The organism is Sediminicola luteus, assembly GCF_002514735.1.
In the GTDB taxonomy this organism is placed as follows: Bacteria; Bacteroidota; Bacteroidia; order Flavobacteriales; family Flavobacteriaceae; genus HQA918.
Genome location: NZ_NBWU01000008.1, coordinates 46,006 through 66,173 on the forward strand (window position 1 = coordinate 46,006; position 20,168 = coordinate 66,173).

The window sequence follows — 20,168 nt, forward strand, 5'->3', positions numbered from 1 at the left end:
TTCATTTAGGGGCAGTGTAGGCCGATGGTCGATTACTATAGACCAATGGCAGGTATTGCCCTTCGGCTGCCTGGGTGGGGGTGTTACCTTTACAATACCTTGAAAACCAATAGGGATATGACTCTTGTTAACCAAGATTCCCTGTACAACTTGACCAATGAAACGCACCTTTTTAATTCTTTTGGGCCTATTCCAATTTATGCAAATTTGGGGGCAATCGTTAATGGAGGAAGGCTTCCGATATTTAGAGCTTGGACAATTTGCCAAGGCAGAGATTTTTTTTGAGGGTTATCTCAAAAAAGATCCGGGTAATAAAACGGCCCTAATCTGTTATGGCAGGGCCGTAGGTTTAAATGGCAGACCAGAACTGGCCCAAGAACGTTTTTCACAACTTCTTAATGAATATCCCAATGATCTGGAGGTGAAATTGAACTACAATGAGTCTTTGTTATGGGATAAACGTTTTTCAGAAGCCAAACCCTTGTATGCGGTTTTGGTAAGGGATTACCCAACCAACTTTGCGGCAGTCTTAGGCTATGCCAATACCCTGAGTAACCTTAAAGAATATAAAGCCGCTTTGGAATGGGTGGAAAAGGCTTTGCGATTACAACCTAACGATCCAGGTGCGAAAACGTCCAAGAAATACATCCATCTTGGCTACGCCGATCAATGTGTCAAACAACAACGTTATAATCAAGGAGAGGTATTGTTAAAGGGTGTCTTCAAAGATTTTCCAAATGACCAGGAAACCCTGTTGAACCTAGCCAACCTCTATATTATAAAGAAAGAGGTGGAGTCTGCGAGAAATGCCTACAGAGACTATGTGAACCTACCCAAGGATTCCATCAAGGCCTTAAACGGTATGGCATTGGTAGAACATATAGATGGAAAGGATAAAAGAGCGCTACAGTTGGCCGCCTTAAGCAAACAAAAAATAGATGGGTATGATGATCCGCCCCTGCGTGAGCAAACCTATAATAGGTATGTACAGGCCTTGATCTGGAATAGAAAGTTCGTGAAGGCCAAAAAGATGATCGATAGCCTTTTTGTCCGGGAACCCGATAGGGATTGGATTTTGGCACTGCGGGCCACCTTGGGCCTTTATACAGGAGACCCCAATAGTAGTATACGGGATTATGAAAGGATTTTGGTAGAAGATAGTGCTTCATTCGATGGGAACCTAGGTTTGGCCAATGCACTTTTCGCTTCCGGACGTATCAAACCCGCTTACGGTGCGGCCTATCGGACCTTATATTTTTTTCCGAATCAAAAAGATGCCACCCTTTTCTTGGAAAAAATCAGTTTGGGGCATGTACCTGGGTTGGATCAGCATTTTGGGTATTCGTTCGATAATGGAAAGAATGTCGCTTTTTTCTCCAATACAGAGGTGAAAGTACCCCTTTCCACCCAGTTGGGGGGTTCATTGGCATATGGTTATAGAACAACCAAGAATACAGGGAAAGGTAACAGGGCGTATACCCATTCCGCGATTGGTGGATTATGGTATAGGCCATGGCCAAGAGCCGTTTTGGAAGGGAAATTGGGCTTGAATATTTCCGACTATGGGGCAGGGTCTTATACACAACCTATATTGAAGGTGCAATTGGCCACCCAGACTTTTAAACTGCACCGTATGACCGCAATTTACCATAGGGAGATGCAAAATTTCAATGCCGACCTTATTGCTAGGGAAATCGTAATGCAGCATTATCGTATAGATTATAATCTGGGTACGAATTTTGGTATGGGTTGGTTTAACCAGTTGATGTTTACGACACAAAACGATGGAAATGAACGCAAGCTATTGTTTACCTCCTTGTACTATAACCTTATGTTGAAACCCCTTGTGAAATTCGGTGTCAATTATCAATACATGGGTTTTGCCGATCAAGTACCGACCATATACTTTAGCCCGGAACGATTCCAAGCCATAGAGATTTTTGGGGAATTCAAAGGGAACCTTGCGAAAAATACGGAATTGGCCTTACTTGCAGCAACGGGGCGCCAAAAAGTAGAAGAAGACCCACTTACCAATACATTACGTGCCGATTTAAGTGTAAAACAACGGTTTTCGAAACGCCTGGAAGCTTCCGTATATGGGAGGTATAGTAATATCGCCTCAGCTACGGCGGCCGGATTCGAGTATTCCGAATTCGGGCTGAGGTTGTCTTGGAAGATTTCGAAGACCCCGATCTTTAAATTCACCCCTTGATCATTCCGATCTTTTATAAACGAAATCCCATCATCGTCTTAACCAAGTATGGCTTTGTAATAGGACTTTTCATGGATTAAAAAAGTCCATGGCCTTTGGACCATGGACTTAACAAACAACCCTATCCAGGATATGTTTTCCCAGAAGCTTATTCTTTGATGAGTTTTCCCCCATAGGATTTTCCGTTACTGAGGTCGGATAGTTTGTAGGCATAGACCCCACTGGCCAATTGGTTGAGATTGACATTAACATGGTTATCATTATTGGTGTTAAGGACTTGGGAGAACAGAACTTGGCCATTTAAATGTGAGATCATGACCCATACCTTATCGGTAGGCTCTGGTAATTGGATCGAGGTGGATTCTGTAAACGGGTTGGGATAGTTCATAAGCTTTAGGCTATCCAAGTCACTTTCCGCCTTTTTGATTTCAATATCATCTGGGTACAAGGGGTCCCCAAATAGAGTAGGACCTGTGGCTTCATTTTCTTGTGCATCTGGATTTGTGGCGACAATGACCACCCCGGCTACTTCTAGGACAAAAGGGGAATAGTTTTTGTAATCCCCTTGGATAGAAAATACGATGGAACGTAACTTTTCGAACTCGACCGGTTTGCCTTCGTGATTTTTAAAGTCGGAGAAGGGCAGATTTATTTCGGTTTCGTCTGTATTGGAACCAATTTTTAAGCGTAATCGTTCATTCCAGTCGGTCGTTGCATCCGTGACAAGGCTAACTTCGATTTCTTGACTGTTTTTTAAGTTGAGATCAATGGACTTGTATGTTGTTATCGGTAATTGCCGGTCACCGGCCATTAGATTTCTAAAAACGTTGATGGTTTCTTTGACCGCTCCGGTAGCGATAATACCTCGTTCTACCGTATGTCCTTTTTTTGTTGAGGGGGTGTGGGGTGTTATTTTGAACGACTCCAAGGAATCTACGGCGGTATTCATATCCGTTCCCCAAGGACCGTCTGCCAAATACATGGCATCGTGTTGATATGAATTTTCGGCTATTATCGAGAGGCCCATGTCGAATAAATGACCGGTTTCTATGACAAGGGTCTCTTCCCAATCCCCGTTTAGATCGATTACTTGGTTCAGGTTCTGGTACTCATTTTGCTCGGTAGTCTTATAGTTACCATCTAAAAGCAGCCATTTTGAGTTCTGTTTGTTGACGATTTCCAAGTGAAGTTGCCCGTTTTTATACGCACCATTCTTAAAAAATACAGTTGGTAGTATATTATCTTTAACTTCCTGTTTCAGTTGCTTTTCTTTGTTTAAGGTGTTGATGACCGAGTTGGCCAGAGTACTGACCTGCCCCATGTGGTTACCCCATATTTGGAAATTTTTATAGGCCCCTTTCGGATATTCCTCAATATTCCAAAGGCTATAAAGGCTTTGGTGATTACCGTGGTCCATTACCGAGAAAACTAAAGCATATTCTACATTTCCATTTGCCCGCTCTAACTCAGAATAAATGAGTTGGTATCCTTGAAGGGTAATGGTACGTAGATCCAAAAGCGTAGAACCGTTCAATCGATCGCATATCGTCTTGGTGTGATTATAAACGGCATCTTTAGTTTCCGTGGCAAGCGCTGCCGATACCCGTTTGTCAGATTGGTAATAATCAATCGAAAATACTTTGTCGGCATTGGTAATTCCCAATAGGTCTTCCGGGCTCGAAACATACGGGGTTTCGTTTCCGAACATACCGGTTGGTGGAAAATAATCATCTAAACTACCTGACTTGGCGCCAAGCGACTTATAACTTTTCTTATCATACTTAAACTGTAAACTTCTTTTGTTTTTGAAGGTATTCTTCTTGCTTCGGTCAAAATTACGTTTGGCGATAAGACTAGCTAAATCTCCATTACTTTCAAGACCGCCATCATTACCAGAGCTCACCGGGGTATGATCGGTTATCTTATTGTAATTGTTTCGTTTTATGGCGGAAAATGGATTTGCCGTTATGTAGAATAGGGCGTCGTTAAAATCATTGTCGCAACTGCCATAGTCCCGACGAATATCTTCAAAACCAAGTATGATTCTTTCGTTATCGGGATCGTTCAATAATACATTATGATACCTTAAGGCTTCGTCGGCTTCCGGATTAAAATCGGTTCCCGAATGCAATTGCCACAGACCTGAGGTAACCTTACCCTTCCACCCATTGGCCAATAGTACCCATCCGATGCCCGTACCTGCCTCGAACCTTCCGATTTTTACCTTATGGCCCACTTCCAAACTACCTCCACTATTGAGTGCCGATACGTTTGGAAAGATAATGGTTATATCCTTGTTTTTAGGGGCCTTAGTTAGTGGGTTGTCAATGGAATAGGTGTAAAACCCCAAAACGTTTTTGTATCCTGCGCCTTCCCCAACGAAGGTTACCCAAACGTCTGCATCTTCTTCAAGGATCAAATCGGTATCATATCCAGAACTAATGTAATGCGGATTATATTCGGGTACAGGATAGCCCTCAGGCAGGGCATCGGCGATTAATTGTAGGGTCTGGTCAGAAACGTCATCCTTACCATCAAAATACAATGGAGTTCCATCTGAGGTATATTCTCCCAAAAAACTATAGTTCTGGGCAAAGGAAAAAGAGATTGCGAAAAAAGCGGAAAATAGTAGTATAAGTCTCATGATAAGTAGGTTAAGGCTTTTCTCAAAATTGCCAAAAACTACTTTTACATAGGGTGGTCTATCGGTGAATCGACATTTTCGATAGACCGTTGGCTTTACACCCCCGATGTTTATTTGCCCATTTACACTAAAAGTTAGGGCTTTGAGGAAACCATAGTTGTATTGGTAAGGTGTTGATTTATAGCAGGTTCAACCTACGCATCAATTCCGGACGGTTCGAGCGACTGATAGGGACTACGCTTTTTTCTATTAAAACACTGTTGTCCTCGATGTCGATGATTTTGGAGAAATTGATGATGTACGACCGATGAATCTGTAAGAATTGGGCTTCCGGAAGTTTGTGGTAAATGCTTTTTAAGGTCGTATGCACCAAATACTCTTTGGTATCGGTCTTGATATTGATATAATCCCCTTTGGCCTCAATAATCAAGATATCGTTGAATTTAATTTTTATCAATCGCCTATCGATATTGATGTAGAGATCTTCACCCAAGGGGTTTGTGGTGGTTTGGTCCTCAGTTGTTTTGGGGCGGGCCACCATGGAGTTACGAATTTTTTGGATTGATTTTTCAAAACGTTCGGGATGAATGGGTTTTACCATATAATCGATTATCGATTCATATTCGTAAGAGGCCAATGCAAAACCTGTATCTGAAGTGGTCATCACTATTTTTGGGGCATTTTGCAAGGTCTGCACAAAGTCTATACCGGTAAAACCTGGCATGTGGATATCCAAAAACAGGAAATCTACCTCGTTTTGGTTCAGGTATTTAATGGCATCAATGGCATTGTCGAATTCCTCAACAACATCAAGGTCTTCCACCCGCGAACACAATTGCGAAATAATGGCCCTGGCTGCGGCTTCGTCATCAATAATCAAACAGTTCATACCCGTATGGTCTTTAAGTAGTACTCCATGTAGTCTAAGACCTCCATAAAGGGAATATGGCCCGATGGATCGTTTTCCCTTAAGGCACTCTCGTGTTGTACCGCCATTTCATAAGACTGGTCTAAGCCTAGGGCATTTATCTTGTGTCTTATTTTATGTACGTTCTCAGAAGCCGCCCTGTAAGCCCCGGTGACAATATTGTTTTCATATTGGGCTTTTTCAAGAGGGAGTTCGCTTTGCAAGATGCCGATGAATTTTTTACGGAAGACCTCATCGTCCCCGGCAATAGTATCTATATAGTCTAATTTGGCCTGTTCTTTCATGCCCGGTGTTTTTTTATTGTGAAGTAAAAGGTGGTTCCTTGGCCCACTTCAGATTCGAGCCATACACGTCCTTCATATAGGTCAATAATCTTCTTGACAATGGAAAGTCCAATGCCTGTAGATCCGTCTTTTGTGCCTAATGATTGAAAAATCTTAAAGATTTTTTCATGGTATTCCTTAGGGATGCCAACACCATTATCGCGAATGCTGAAGGTCCAATGGGAATTTGATTCATCACAACCGATTTGAACAAGACCTTCCTTTTTTTCGATATGCATAACGGCATTGGATAAAAAGTTCTGGAAAAGTTGGTGGATCTTGGTTTTATCGGCCTTAATGGTCGGTAAAGGGCTAGTAATCTCGATGTTTACATGACTAGGGATATAGATAATTCCCATAATGTCCTTTACTACATGGTTTAGGTTTACTTCAATCTCCTTATGGTCCTTACGACCAATACTAGAATATTTTAAAATACCATCTATAAGATTGTCCATTCCCTCAATCTTATCCTGGATCATTTGGATCTGTTCGAAACCATTTTCGTCTAAAACATCTTGGTGATCTTCTCTTAACCAGGTAGCTAGGGCACTTACGCTACGTAGTGGCGATTTTAGGTCGTGGGATACGATATGGGCGTATTCGTGTAATTCTTTGTTACTGACCTGCAACTCTTTCAGTAATTGTGCTTTTTGTAGTTCGAGTTGTTTGTGTCCCGTAATATCTAAATGTATACCAATGGAACCGATTATACGATGACGTTCATCATATCTCGGGGCGCCACTGATCAACCAATGTCGTGTTTGGCCTGATTTATGACGCACCTTAAGTTCAAAAGAGGCCGTTTTCTTTTTATCTACCGAGTTCGAGCTATCATTGATTAAGGTCATTTGTTGGTATTCCAATAACTCGCTAGCGGTCTGGCCCAATAGTTCCTGTTCCGAATAGCCACTCATGGCACAGAAACTTTGGTTTACCATTTGGATCTTATCGAACTTATCGACTTCAACAAGACCTAGATTCATGTTGGCAATGATACTGCTGTATTTTTCCTTTTCTGCCTGGAGATTCTGTTTAAAGGTACGGCGAAGGGTTATGTCTTTATAGGTCCAAAGGTGTCCCATATAATTCCCTTTACTAGATATGGGTATATAGTCCCTTTCAAGAAACCTTCCGTCTTTTGTCTCTAGTTCGTCATCGATTACGGTAAGCCTATTATTATGTATGGAATCCAAGTTTTCTTCAAAGGTTACGGGCATGGGGAACACCTTTTTCAAACGATTGGTCGTTTCGGAACAATTTTGACCAATTAAGGCCTCTGGCGTTTCATCGATGTCGAACATCTCACAGAATTTTTCGTTGGTTAAGGCAATCGAGCCTTTCTCATCTTCCAACAATACCGCTAGATCAAGGTTTTTGATTAATAAAGCCAGTCTGCTTTCCGAGGCCGCCAATTTTTCTTGGGCTTCGAGCTCGGCCGTTATATCTTCTATAATGGCCAATCTATAATCGATATCCCCATCTACTTTACGAATGGCACTCACGGAGGTTTTGGCCATAAAAGTACTTCCGTTTTTACGCCTATACCGTTTATTGATGGAGAAATGGTCCAGGTTGCCGGTTCCCATTTGTTCCAACAGGCGTTTTGATGTGGCGAATTCTTCCTTAACCGAAATATCGGCTACACTGAGTTGTTTGATTTCATTTAAACTGTATCCGAGCATGTTCAACATGGCGGAGTTGCATTTGATGAACTTACCATCTACCGAGAGAACTATACCCAAAGGGGAATTCTCAACTATGATGTCTAGTTGTTTCCGCTGCTCGGACAATAGGGCCTCGATTTCCATTTCCTGGGTGATATCCCTAATGATCCCCTGGGCCGCAATCGGGTGCCCTTCTCGGTTGTAGATCAAACTGGCGTTGATTTGGACATACTTGGTCTGGTTCTTTCGTGTATAGATCTTGGCCCTATAGTTTTTTAGTACACCGACCTTTAACAAGGTTTTGGTAGATTCTTTGGTATATTCCGCAAAATCTGGATGTACCAGTTCTTGAAGGTTTAAAGATTCTTTGTTATAATCGAAACCCAAAAAGGATTTGGCCGAATCATTGGTTTTAATGACCTCAAAGTTCAAATCCATGATTACATAGGGGTCGATGATATTGAGGAAAGCCGAATCCATTTCGTCAGAACGTTCGTCTAGTAGAGCGTTCAACCGGGCATTGGTCCTTTTTAGGTGTTCGGCAGTATCGTATAAGGCCTTGGATTTTTCCTCCAAAATCTTTTCGGCCGTAAGCCTGGCCTTTTTTTGACGGTCTAATGCCCGTTTTAATATGTCGACCTCGTTATGCGGCATTTTGTACGATATCAAATCGAACCTCCGTTCCGTCTTCCTTTAAAAGCTCATAGGAAACCGTTGCTGTGGCATTGAAATGTTCAAAGCACTTTTCGATTAAACCATGGGCCAATCGATAAAGTCCCCTTGATGAACTGTATACCATGGAAATCGAGGTGTCGCTCTTTTCCAAAATTTTAAAGGTCGGCAATTCGGCATCCGGATATAACTTCTTTACATGAACATGGATGTGATCCTCTATGGAATACAACAAACCGATTGGGGAAGAATAACTCTGGATAATTTCTGGATGTGCACGACCAAGGCTATTGAAAAGATAATGCCCAAAGGCGTACAAAAGGTTTTCGATAGGCTTGTTTACCAACTGGTTCAATTGGGTTAGCAAGGCTACCATTTCATTAAAGTCGTAGGTTCCGATAGAGGTATAGATCCCTTCGGAAGGTAGGTCGGAGGCTTCGATTATGGCATCAACGGTCTCAAGGCCGAATTCGGCCTCGACCATGTCCAAGAACTCCGTGAACACGATTCCTTTCATTTCGAAAAAATATGATTAAAAGTACTATAAGTAACTCTAAATCAATATAATTTATTGTGAAAGGGCTAAAATTGTCAGGCTTTGACCAATTCGTTGATATTCCAATAATCCAAAACGGTCTTTATACGTTCTTCGTAGGCTTCATACTTTAAGGGTTTAATAATATAACCCGATACACCAATACGATAGCATTCCAATAGATCGTCCCTATTTTGGGAGGTGGTTAGTATTATCGTAGGTAGGTATTTTATCTGCTCATGCTGTTTTAGTATCCCCAGGAACTCGATGCCGTTCATGCGCGGCATATTGAGGTCCAAGAAAATAATGTCGGGCAGTTCTGCCCCTGTTTCCAGTATTTCCAAAGCCTCTTCACCGTTTTTCGCTTCCGTTAGGCTATACTTGGTCTCAAGCTTGCTAAGTGCCCTTTGGAACTTCATTGTTTCTATGTCGTCGTCCTCGATCAATAATAGGTTCATCGCCAAATATTTTAAAGCCAAATTACGACCTATTTAAATATCATTTACGTAACTGTAGTTCAAATTGGAAAATGTGTAGACGAATGGTGTCGAATTAAAGCTTAATGAAATTGCTTTATAAGATCGATTTATAGTTTATATGCGCTATTAATTTGAACTGGATCCATAGGACTTTGGATAATAAAAATCAATAAGTCTTACGAATTGGTTCGATACAATCAAACTCTTCAGTATAAAAACCGTGTTTTATAACCTAGGGTTATGGTTAATTTGGTTTAAACTATGAGTTTGAATTTGCAGAAATATTTGGATTGAAAAGGTATTGTGGTTGACTAAGGGTTGTCACAACAAAACCTTAACGAGAAACAAGAATTTGATAAGCACGACTTTTGAAAACTAAAAAAACTGGCGAACCAAAAAGAAGTCGGTAAGGATTATAAAGAAAAGCTCAAGGTTTCAATGTTAAGTTTTTTGGTTAAGCCGTATTCGCTTCTTGAAGTAATTCTAGTCATGTTGTATAACCCTGAATTTCCATTTCATTACTTTAATCGTGTTCAAACCATTTTAACTGTTTTCTATTCATATGGAAATACATGAATTGGGTTTCACCCGAGGCATTGGGACTGCCACCCCGACTTAAAAATCCAGCTTCTATTTCGATGCTGGATTTTTTTTTGGTCTCGCAAAAGAAATGTTGGTACTTGTTATAGCACATTTCCCCCAAAACACCACGCTTCTGTATTCGTACTATCTCAATATATAGCTGGTGTTTTCTAGCCAGTACCTACTTTGTACTTTTGGGTATACCTGTTCTAATAGCATGAAATCTTTCCTTTTCTTTCTTTTTCTTTGGGTTGGCTGCATCGTATACGGACAGACGACCTACAAAATCGAAGGTTTTTCTTCACAATACCGGGCTGAATTGCATATTGAAAAGGGCTACGAAGATCAGGTCTTTAAAAAAGGGAGGCTTTTGGTGTTCGACGGCCAAACCCAAGAGCTGTTGATCGAGTTGCCTTCCGAAGAGTTTACGGTACATCTAAAATCAACGGGTACGGTTAAGACCAATATTATCGAATGGCCTTATGGTGAACAATCGGTACTTTTCTATGAGGATTTAAATTTTGATGGCCGAAAAGATTTGGCCCTGATGGATGGGCAGCATAGTTGTTACCATGGTCCATCTTTTCAAGTGTATCTTGTGAGCGACCAAGGTTTACGGCATAATAAGGCCTTTAGCCGCTTGGCCCAAGAATATTGTGGTATGTTCCAGATCGATCATGAAAATAAAAGCATCTATACCACGACCAAAAACGGCTGTTGTTGGCATCAGTTTTCCACTTTTAAGGTGGTAGATAATACGCCTGTTCCCGTTTCCGTAGTGGAGGAAGATGCCATGCATTTTCCTTTTCTGACGACCACCTTGACCGAGTGGCCGAATGGAAAAAAACAGACGAGCATCTATAAAACCATAGATCTGCAGCAAGAAGATGTGCAGTCGAGGCTCTCGTTCACCTTGGCCAAAAGTGGGAAGGAGTTGCTTTTGTATACCTTAGAAGATGAAGTGTTGTATTATCTACTGCTACAGCCCAATGGGGCCATTGAGTTCGCTTACCCAGCAGCCGGAAGTGAAGCCGAGATAGATTTTATGTGGAATACCCAAGGAAACAGCCTAGGGTTTACCAACCAAGGGGCGCACTATGAAATCTATGAAACCCGAAAAGGGTATAGGCTGCATAAAATTGGGGTCCGGGTAAGGGTGAACGGAAAACGGTATCATTTAAAAGGCGATGTAAAGACGGTCAAAGGTAGTTTAGAGGCTTTGCGCCAGTTGAATCTATCGAATGTGGGAAAAGAATAACAGCCTTTAACCGATTCGGAAATAGGGAACATAAGAAAACGATGGATTTTTTAAAAGAATACAACAAGCACCAAAGCTATCTGAAGGAGCATATCAATTTGCAATCGGAAAGACAAAAGAAAGAGATCGTCGTTGCCCTGATCCACTTCTGTTTTATACTGCCCAGCTTTAAAGGGTTGGTAAAAGAACACATAGGTCGAGAGGTGCAATTGGATCGGTTTCTAGATGATTTTGAAGCCCAAAACCTCGATGAATATACAGTAGCATCGGCAAAGGCCCTAGGTGACGAGGATCCCTATGCCGACGATTTTAAGGAATGGGACCCCTTGGATCTATTGGTACTGAATATGTTCGATTACCTGCTAATTGAAGATAGGACCCAATGTGTTTTACGGATACTCAATGGAGTGATCGAGCTGTTGGACTATTACCATCAATTTTCCGATCGACCCCAATATTGGAGCCATTTATTGCAAACGGAATTATTACGACAAAAGGAAATCCTAAAGTCAGAAAAGGTCCGCTACGATTTGTATACTAAAGTCTATAGTTCGGAAATGTTCCAGATTGGATAGGTAAAAAACTCTATGGTAATTCTTGTTAAGAAGATGGGAACGAACCATGCTGGGCTTCATGAAGCGCACGAAGCTAAAAAATAAAAAATTTAAAAATGAATGATGTACCACAACCTTATCATACAGTTATCGGAGATGAAATAATTGTTGTTGTTTTCGGAAATGAACTGATTGATTTAAGCGGTTGCGAAGTAGATGCTGGAGACCCTTTTTGCTATATAATGGGAACAGATGCTTGGTTTGAAAAACAAAACACAAATGAAGGGAGTTTTCTAATTGCTAAAACATATGACAAGCATTTTTTTAGCATAGCTATTGACCATAAGACTTCAAAATTATTGAATAAACCAAAAGGGATTTTAGTACTTACACCAAATTTCCCATTAAAAGCAGAAGACATTCAACAAACTAATGATTTAGAAAAATTACGAAAATGGATAGATACTGAAATCGGCGAAAAAAACATGGGAGGGACCATATATTGTTTCTACACTGAAGAAGCCAAAAGAAAATATCATCAAGAAGAGTAGACGTTCGCAAACCTGCCCATCCGGCAGGCGGGAAGAAGCATAAAAAAACAATTGACATATTTTAAAAAAGTCTCTAAGTATTGCCAAGGCCGTTAGGTTTGCCAATAACAACTAAAACCCCAAACACACCTCTGGGTTAAAACAGCAGAGGTATTCCAAATAAGTAAGGTAATCGGTAAATTGGAAATTGAAGTAGTTTAAACCAATTCATATAAAAAAGGGAATGGTTCCCTTAATAAACACAAAGATGAAAACATTTCAATTGGGTGCGCTGAAGTATACGGTTTCGATGGTAATATTAGTTTTTGGCTTGGCCTCTTGCCGCCAAATTCAAAATACATCACCTAAAGAAACGCAAACCAAGGCTGAAATATATGATTCCTATATATCGGAATTGCATGCTAGAGGGCAATTTAATGGCAATGCCCTGATAATTGAAAATGGAAAAATCGTGTATCAAGGAGCGTTCGGGCTCGCCAATTACGAACCCATTGATTCTTTGAAACTGAATGGGGTATTTAGACTTGGTTCTGTCAGTAAACAATTTACCGCCATGGGTATTATGATTTTAAAAGAGGCAGGTAAATTAACTTACGAGCAAGATATTAGAGCCTTTCTTCCCGAGCTTCCCTACCAGGGGATAACCATACGGCATTTGTTGAACCATACCTCTGGATTACCCGATTACTCGAGGATAATGGACCAACACTGGAAGAATGATTTGGCATATGACGATCCCGAAAGGTTTATTTCCGGAAATGAGGATGTGTTACAGATGTTATGTGAATATAAACCCCCGGTACATTTTAAACCTGGAGAAAAATGGGAATATAGCAATACGGGTTACAACTTGTTGGCGACCCTAATTTCAAGGGTTTCGGCTATGCCTTTTAATGCGTTTATGCAAGAAAAAGTATTTGGGCCCGCTAAAATGTCAAATGCTTGTGTGTATCAGTATATGCCTGGTTTTGATGATAAAATGCCAAACCGGGTTTTTGGCTTCGGTACTAAATTTAACGGCAATGATAAGTTTTCTACTGATGCCCATTATCTAAATAATGCCAAGGGTGAGGGGGGCGTCTATGCCACATTGGAAGATCTTACGAAATGGGACCGCGTATTATATACCGATTTACTCGTTTCAAAACAAACCATGGAAGAGGCATTTACGCCGGGGATACTCAATAACGGCAATCGAACCGATTACGGTTTGGGTTGGTTTATTTCTAAATCCCCCAATGGAAAGAAAGTTGTAAAACACAAGGGAGGTTGGGCCGGCTTTTTAACTAATATATATAGGGAAATAGAAGAGGAAAACTGTATTATCACCTTAACGAATAATAATAGCCGTTACTTTAATATAGAAGAGGGTTTAATAGATATTCTACATAATAAACCGCCTCGGTATCCAAAAATATTCATTGCTGATGTCTTCGGGAAAAAGGTTCAAGATGAAGGGATAGTAGCTGCCATTGCCTATTATAAAAAACTAAAGGCGGAACAATTCGATAACTACGTTTTTAACGAGTATGAGCTCAATTTTTTAGGGTATGAACTATTGGAAGATAAAAAAGTAAATGAGGCCTTAGCTGTTTTTAAATTGAATAAAGAGGCCTATCCGAATTCGGCCAATGTATACGATAGTTATGGCGATGCCCTACTGGAAAAGGGAGATACGGTTAACGCGTTGATTAATTTTAAAAAAGTAAAGGCCCTAGATGCTGAGTTTTTTGGTATTCATGAAAAAATTGAAAAATATGCTTCGCCAAAGAATAGCCAATGATAAGTACACCATTGTAACACTAAATCCATTCAAATATGGGTAAGCCGTAATTACTCTGATTCATTTTGGGGAAGGAAACCTTCCTGAAAAAAAATCAATCCAAGGCTGTACATTATGAAGTGTCATCCAGCGCATATAGATTCAAATTTCACGAATACCAAACCTCCGTTTTAATACGATTTCGATTGGCCTATTTTTCGACCGGATAGCCTCATAGTTTATTGTAAAATGGATATTGTGTTTCAATTTATTATCAAATCACTATGCACTTAAAAAGAAGGCTCCAGATTTCTTAACAAGCTTTTTTCAACTGTTTAACGTAATGGATGACATGGTCAAAAGTAAACTGAAAAAAGGATTCATCACCTGGTTCATTACCACCACCCTAGGGCTTGTCGGGGTTTTGGTAATCATTGCTATGATGGTCTATATACTTTTTGAAAAAATAGAATTCTTCCCTTTGTTTATGGCCTTTTGGTTAAGCATAATGGTGCTTGTAGTACTGGTCATATATAAAGATTTTAAGCGGATCCTGATCGATGAAGCTTCTCAAACCTTAACCTATTATTCCATGTATCGTCCGTTTGGGAAAAGCATGGTATTGCACCAGTATAAGGGATATATAGTATCGGAAGAATATGGTGCCTATGAAACTTATAAGACCTTGCATCTGATCGACACTTCAAATACCACCGTGTTTAAGATCAGTGGTTTGTTCTATGCCAATTTTGACGAACTGTGCCAAGCGATCCCATTGAAGCCCATCAAAACAAAGCATTTGGGCTTTTGGAAGTATGTACAACTAGTGTGTACCGGTCGTATCGATATTACAAAACTTTGAAGCTAAAAGCCCCTGACGTATGTTCATGTATGGGTTTTCTTGACCGGAAACTATACTGTAAAAGGGAAAGTAAGTGATGAAAAAATCGGTTATGCTAGTGGCAGTGGTATTATTTTTAAAGACCAACGCCCAACAGATAAGGGAGGTCGGTTTGGGTTTGTTGGAAGTCAATACGGACCATGATCTATTGTTGTTCGAGCATTTTAAGGACCAGGATCCGGCTGTTCAAATTCAATGTAAACCATTGAAAAATGGACAAGTTTCCTTCGAAAGTGACTTGGAGCTGGAGCCCTATGCCCTATACGAAGGGGATGAAGAAGGGGGGTACCCCAAACTACAATTTGTGGTTACCCAAGAATCGCCGCTGTTTTTTAGGGTAATCGTTAATGCTAAAACGGGAGCGCAATACTATATCAAAAAGAACGAAAAAGCCGCGTACTATCTAACCCATCAGGCGCTGACGGATAGCAAATCGGAAAGAAAACCATTTGTTGCCCAATGGTATGTTTATGAAACCTGGTGCCGTTACCTAAAGCGGGTGTATGTGGAATTGGACCCGAGTGACATTTATGACAAACCCCATGGGGAGTCCCTAGTTACTTCAAAGGCCCCTAGATTACTACCGTTTACGGTCGAAAAAATGCAGGGTGAATGGATAAAGCTCAAAAAAATGCCCTTACCCGCAGCCAACTTTTTGCATAACCAAAACTATGAAGGCTGGTATCAATGGAAAAAAAACAACCGCTTACGCATACAGATCATCGAAAACACCCTAGAATAGAAAGGGAGGTAGCAAAGCGGCTTATAGGGTATGAATTAGAATCCTAAGATTAGTCTGGTATCTCGACCCAAGGATGGTATCGATGTGGGATTTTGCGAATTGATTTAACGACCTAACCCAAATCAGGATTTGGGTAGAACCTCCACATTAAGTAACCCAAAACTTGATCTCAGGGAATCCCCTGAATTTTTTGGTTTCAGGGAATGCCCTGAACGATTTCTCTTGGTCTGGATTTAAATTGCCAACAGTTAATAATCCAAAAACCAATTGTTATGAAAACCCTGAGAACCCTTTGTTATGTAGCTGCTGCCTTAAGTCTTTTTCTGAGTTGTAAGGCCGAACCCTTGGAGGGCGATGAACAGGCCCCCGTAATCGAGATTATGTCTCCGGTAGAGAATGAAGAATTCTATACTATTGCCAGCAATACGGCACCTAGTGTTTTACAGATTCGCGCCAAGGCTACTGATAATAATGCGGTAACCTTCGGCATATTAACCATAGCAGATCCCAACGGTGATCTGGCCGATGTAGATTTTGATACCAACATCAAAGAAAACAATACCGTAATGGAGCTGTCTTCTGATTTTAGTACAGACACGCCAGGTACCTATACCCTGCGTTTTTTGTTCAGGGATGCCAATGGAAATGAGGCAAGTACCTCTAGAACGGTACGATGCCTGCATGTTGGGGGTGATACCGATCTGGCCGCAAAAAACTAGGCGGCTTCAGATGGGTTTGGGTAACTGATCTTGCCCTAGCGCCCACTCCAAAAAGCAAAAAAGCATTTGCATTTCCCATACGAATGAAAAAATCAAAAGATGAAACAGCTTTTCTATCGCATTAGTTTGCTCCTCCCTCTTTTGGGGTTTTGCCAGCACGGAATCAACTATAAGGCCATAATCCATGATGCCGATTCGGTCGCGACAAACCGCGGGCTTATCCTCCAATTCAGCATTATAGAAAATGCAACTACCGAAGTTTATGTAGAAACGCATAGTTTGACCACCGATGCCTTTGGTATCATTGTGACCCAAATTGGGGAAGGCGCGCCTACGCTGGGTAGTTTCCAAACTTTGGACTGGTCCCGGGAGTATTTTCTGGGCGTGCGGATGGATTTGGGCAATGGATGGATAGATTTAGGAACCTCGGCCTTTAAAAATGTGCCTTATGCCTTTCATGCCCAAACAGCCACCAGTCTTAGCGGTCCACTTCCGGATAGGGGTAATCTAGAGAAAATAGAGGAGAACGGGCAGCAAGGCTATCGTTTAGTCGATGCCAATCCAGAAAACCATGGCAATATCGGGGATTTTGCGGTCGATCTTTCGCATCAATCCTATCCTTCGGAAACTACGGGTGCCACCGGAACCTATGCGTTCGCGGCCGGTAATAATACCTCGGCCACCGGTGAGGCTGCTATTGCCATGGGGCAGATCGCCCAAGCTACCGATTTTGGGGTGGCTTTGGGGTATGGGGCCAGTGCCGAGGGCCATTACGGCTTGGCCTTGGGATATAACCCTACCGCTGCGGAACGATATTCCATTGCCATTGGGGGTAGTAGCTATGCGGCATCCGAGGCGTCGGCGGCCATAGGATGGGGTACTTGGGCCCAGAGTCGTTCAGAAACGGCCATGGGACGATATAATACCCTGTATACCCCTGAAATCGAAACCGGATGGTCGCCAAACGATCGTCTTTTCATAATCGGTAATGGCTCTAGTGCAGGTAGTCGTAGCGATGCCCTTATCATCCGGAAAAATGGGAATACCGAAATCAATGGGGCATTGACCATAGACGCTACCAACGATGATACAGGCTATACCCTGCCTAAGGCCAAGGGCGATGCCGGGGCGGTTTTGGTTATGGATGCCAATGGTACCGATACCCGTTGGCAAAATGCCGATGGTTTCGGACAACTCCTAAAAGTACGATCCGGTTTTAACCAGGGCTTCCGGATCAATGGTAATAACCCTATGTATTATGGTGAAATTGGCGATAGGGCAGTAGATCTAAGTATGGCGACAGTAGGCAATGCTATCGGTGCCACTGGCGATTTTTCCGTAGCTATGGGTAAAGATGCCCGGGCAACGGGAATATATGCGGTGGCTATTGGAAACGGACCTTTGGCCTCGGGCCAAGAGTCGGTGGCCATGGGCCGGCTTACCGAGGCCACGGGCAATTTCTCTACCACCATGGGCGGGAATACGAAGGCCGAAGGTACCTACGCCACGGCTATAGGTTTTGGTACCCTAGCCGTAGGCGATGCAGCCACGGCCCTGGGGGTGGGTTCCCAAGCCCTTGGTTATGCCTCTATGTCCGTGGGACTGTCTAGTATTGCCGTCGGCGAGTACTCGACCAGTATGGGATTGGGAACGATGACCGAAAGTATGGGCCAAACCGCATTAGGGCTTTATAACACCATAGCGTCGGGGTCTGAGGACACTTTTGAGAATACGAATCGCTTGTTCGTAATCGGGAATGGGACTGCGCCCAACAACCGCAGTGATGCCCTTGTTTTGCTCAAAAATGGAAATGCGACACTACATGGTAACCTGACTTCGGAAGAAATCCATGGAACCGATTCTGGCGATGCCGATATGAAGGCCTATATCTACGGACTGGTAGCCCCAAGTGGGGGGCGGTCGGCGGCATCTTCCGAGGGCTTTACCGTAGACCGTAGGGCACAAGGTGTCTACAGGGTCAATTTTAGCAACCCACCGGCCAGCCCCAGTAGCTATATCGCCATAGCTTCTTTAAACGATATCGGTTTTATCACCACCACCCGAGAACGGAACTATGTGCTGGTCAATACCTACGATACCTCAGGGACCCTGGCCGATCGTTCCTTCAGTTTTGTGGTCTATAAAAAATAAACGGTGATGGAAAGACTCCTTTTGTTCGTATTCCTCATAGTAAGTCAGGCGACCTTTGCCCAAGTACGGGTCAAGACCTCCGTAATGGATAATGGGGGCGATCTGGCCCAAATAGGAGGGGTGCATGTTATTTCCACCGTAGGTGAAGTTGTGGTACAAGAACATACCATAGCAGATCTAGAGATTTCCGAAGGATTTCTGGGTAAGTCCATGCTAACCATATATTTAGCCGACGATGCCGACGATGCCGACGATGCCGACGATGCCGACGATGCCGACGATGCCGACGATGCCGATGATGCCGACGATGCCGACGATACTGCGGACGAGGGAGATAATCCGATCATATTGGATGAGGTGATTGGCCTGTTCCCCAACCCTACCGTAAATGAGGTACGCTTTCAACTTCCGCAAGGGGCCAACTTTATTGTTTCCATACATGATGTTAGCGGGAAACACCTCATTACCCGCTCGGCCAACCAAACCGATTTTGTCCTCGATTTAACCGCCCAAGCCAAAGGCCTCTATATTATATCGATGGTAAACCAAAACAACGGGCAATTCCATGCCTTTAAAATCATAATGCAATGAGAACCATTTTAATGTTATTGATCAGTATGACCGCATTTTCACAAACCGCCTTCAATGGTATTGCCATTAATGCGCATATACCCCAAGGCTGGCAAGTACAGGAAGAGAATTATGGTCAGATTTTGTTGGCCAATCCCAACGAACAGGCTGCCTTGATCTTGATGGAACATGGTTGGGGCTCTGAACAACAGCTTTTGCAGAATATGCAGCAGAATATTCAAGAAGAGGGTATGGAGGCGGCCTTGGCCAGTGATATCATGCAGCTTGAAAATGGCGACTATATAGCCTTGTACCAAGGGTATGCCAACCAACAGGAGATTATTTTGGTGGCCGTGGTCTCTCGAAGTAGTTTATGGGGCATTGGCGGGGTCATGACCTTGGTTATGGCATCCAAACCGAGTTTTAACGATGCCTTGCAAGACCTGGCCGTGGTGGTTTCCAAATCGATTAAATACCGCACTTTTATGAATGCGCAGGCCCAACAACGTGCCGCTATGTTCAAGGGGAGGAAATTAGTAAAATATAGTTCCAATCATACTTCGGATTACTATGGGGACATCAGTATCGCATCAAGGAGTAAGACGACCATAAATTTTTGTTCGAGTGGCCGATTTGCGCTTGATGGCTATTCCGAATTTAGTGCCGGTGGCCCGGCCATGGATGGTGAAGTGTCTTCCGACAATAGTGCAGGGGTAGGGTTGTGGAGCCTTATGGTCATAAACGATTATATGGTGCTACGCTTGGTCTCCAACGCCGGAGAGGTGAATTATATGCCCATAGAACGTTATACCGAAGATGGTGCTTTTTACATTAATGGTGATAAGTGGGTAATCGGTGGAAGCGAAATCTGTAATTAAAAGCTATGTTCTGTTCAATTTTTGATACATTTAAATGTTA

General features: G+C 42.3%; 17 protein-coding genes. 11 read left to right on the top strand and 6 right to left on the bottom strand.

The window, feature by feature from the left end; genetic code table 11:
- The first annotated feature begins 157 nt into the window (after positions 1-157).
- Entirely contained in the window at positions 158-2,212 is a 2,055-nt protein-coding gene (locus B7P33_RS17895; protein WP_097443608.1) for a tetratricopeptide repeat protein, read from the top strand.
- Positions 2,213-2,360: 148 nt separating this feature from the next.
- On the opposite strand, the gene B7P33_RS17900 is transcribed toward B7P33_RS17895, so the two are convergent.
- The 6 genes from B7P33_RS17900 to B7P33_RS17925 all read right to left on the bottom strand — a co-directional run bounded on the left by B7P33_RS17900 (position 2,361) and on the right by B7P33_RS17925 (position 9,439).
- Positions 2,361-4,856 (bottom strand): DUF4114 domain-containing protein, encoded by a 2,496-nt coding sequence (locus B7P33_RS17900; RefSeq protein WP_097443609.1) that lies wholly within the window; start codon positions 4,854-4,856, stop codon positions 2,361-2,363.
- 178 nt (positions 4,857-5,034) lie between these two features.
- The gene (locus B7P33_RS17905) at positions 5,035-5,745 is read right to left on the bottom strand and encodes a LytR/AlgR family response regulator transcription factor (RefSeq protein ID WP_097443610.1); all 711 of its coding nucleotides are present in this window, start codon (positions 5,743-5,745) and stop codon (positions 5,035-5,037) included.
- Positions 5,742-6,068, bottom strand: a complete 327-nt coding sequence (locus B7P33_RS17910; RefSeq protein WP_097443611.1) for a histidine kinase — start codon at positions 6,066-6,068, stop codon at positions 5,742-5,744. The genes B7P33_RS17905 and B7P33_RS17910 overlap by 4 nt, the downstream gene beginning before the upstream one ends.
- Positions 6,065-8,428: a PAS domain-containing sensor histidine kinase gene (locus B7P33_RS17915; RefSeq protein ID WP_097443612.1), complete on the bottom strand. Its 2,364-nt coding sequence runs from the start codon at positions 8,426-8,428 to the stop codon at positions 6,065-6,067. The genes B7P33_RS17910 and B7P33_RS17915 overlap by 4 nt, the downstream gene beginning before the upstream one ends.
- Positions 8,418-8,963, bottom strand: coding sequence for a heme NO-binding domain-containing protein (locus B7P33_RS17920; RefSeq protein ID WP_097443613.1), 546 nt, complete (start codon positions 8,961-8,963; stop codon positions 8,418-8,420). The genes B7P33_RS17915 and B7P33_RS17920 overlap by 11 nt, the downstream gene beginning before the upstream one ends.
- Before the next feature lie 74 nt (positions 8,964-9,037).
- Positions 9,038-9,439: a response regulator gene (locus tag B7P33_RS17925; protein ID WP_097443614.1), complete on the bottom strand. Its 402-nt coding sequence runs from the start codon at positions 9,437-9,439 to the stop codon at positions 9,038-9,040.
- Between the two features lie 820 nt (positions 9,440-10,259).
- On the opposite strand from B7P33_RS17925, the gene B7P33_RS17930 reads away from it, so the two are divergent.
- The 10 genes from B7P33_RS17930 (at position 10,260) to B7P33_RS17975 (ending at position 20,128) form a co-directional block, all read left to right on the top strand.
- A complete protein-coding gene (locus B7P33_RS17930) occupies positions 10,260-11,300 on the top strand; it encodes an XAC2610-related protein (RefSeq protein ID WP_097443615.1) in 1,041 nt (346 codons plus the stop codon).
- A gap of 41 nt (positions 11,301-11,341) precedes the next feature.
- On the top strand, positions 11,342-11,875 hold the full coding sequence (locus B7P33_RS17935; RefSeq protein WP_097443616.1) for a hypothetical protein: 534 nt from the start codon (positions 11,342-11,344) through the stop codon (positions 11,873-11,875).
- A 95-nt stretch (positions 11,876-11,970) separates the two neighbouring features.
- On the top strand, positions 11,971-12,405 hold the full coding sequence (locus tag B7P33_RS17940) for a hypothetical protein (protein WP_097443617.1): 435 nt from the start codon (positions 11,971-11,973) through the stop codon (positions 12,403-12,405).
- A 247-nt stretch (positions 12,406-12,652) separates the two neighbouring features.
- The gene (locus B7P33_RS17945; protein ID WP_172435990.1) at positions 12,653-14,188 is read left to right on the top strand and encodes a serine hydrolase domain-containing protein; all 1,536 of its coding nucleotides are present in this window, start codon (positions 12,653-12,655) and stop codon (positions 14,186-14,188) included.
- A gap of 322 nt (positions 14,189-14,510) precedes the next feature.
- Positions 14,511-15,029: a hypothetical protein gene (locus tag B7P33_RS17950; RefSeq protein ID WP_097443619.1), complete on the top strand. Its 519-nt coding sequence runs from the start codon at positions 14,511-14,513 to the stop codon at positions 15,027-15,029.
- A gap of 76 nt (positions 15,030-15,105) precedes the next feature.
- Positions 15,106-15,810 (top strand): hypothetical protein, encoded by a 705-nt coding sequence (locus tag B7P33_RS17955; protein WP_097443620.1) that lies wholly within the window; start codon positions 15,106-15,108, stop codon positions 15,808-15,810.
- A 272-nt stretch (positions 15,811-16,082) separates the two neighbouring features.
- Positions 16,083-16,529, top strand: a complete 447-nt coding sequence (locus B7P33_RS17960; protein WP_097443621.1) for a DUF5011/hyalin repeat domain-containing protein — start codon at positions 16,083-16,085, stop codon at positions 16,527-16,529.
- Between the two features lie 99 nt (positions 16,530-16,628).
- A complete protein-coding gene (locus tag B7P33_RS17965) occupies positions 16,629-18,680 on the top strand; it encodes a hypothetical protein (protein WP_097443622.1) in 2,052 nt (683 codons plus the stop codon).
- Between the two features lie 6 nt (positions 18,681-18,686).
- Positions 18,687-19,271 carry a T9SS type A sorting domain-containing protein gene (locus B7P33_RS17970; protein ID WP_141402510.1) on the top strand — a complete coding sequence of 195 codons (585 nt, stop codon included), beginning with the start codon at positions 18,687-18,689 and terminating at the stop codon, positions 19,269-19,271.
- Positions 19,268-20,128: a hypothetical protein gene (locus tag B7P33_RS17975; RefSeq protein WP_097443624.1), complete on the top strand. Its 861-nt coding sequence runs from the start codon at positions 19,268-19,270 to the stop codon at positions 20,126-20,128. Before B7P33_RS17970 ends, B7P33_RS17975 begins: the two co-directional genes overlap by 4 nt.
- Positions 20,129-20,168: the final 40 nt, after the last annotated feature.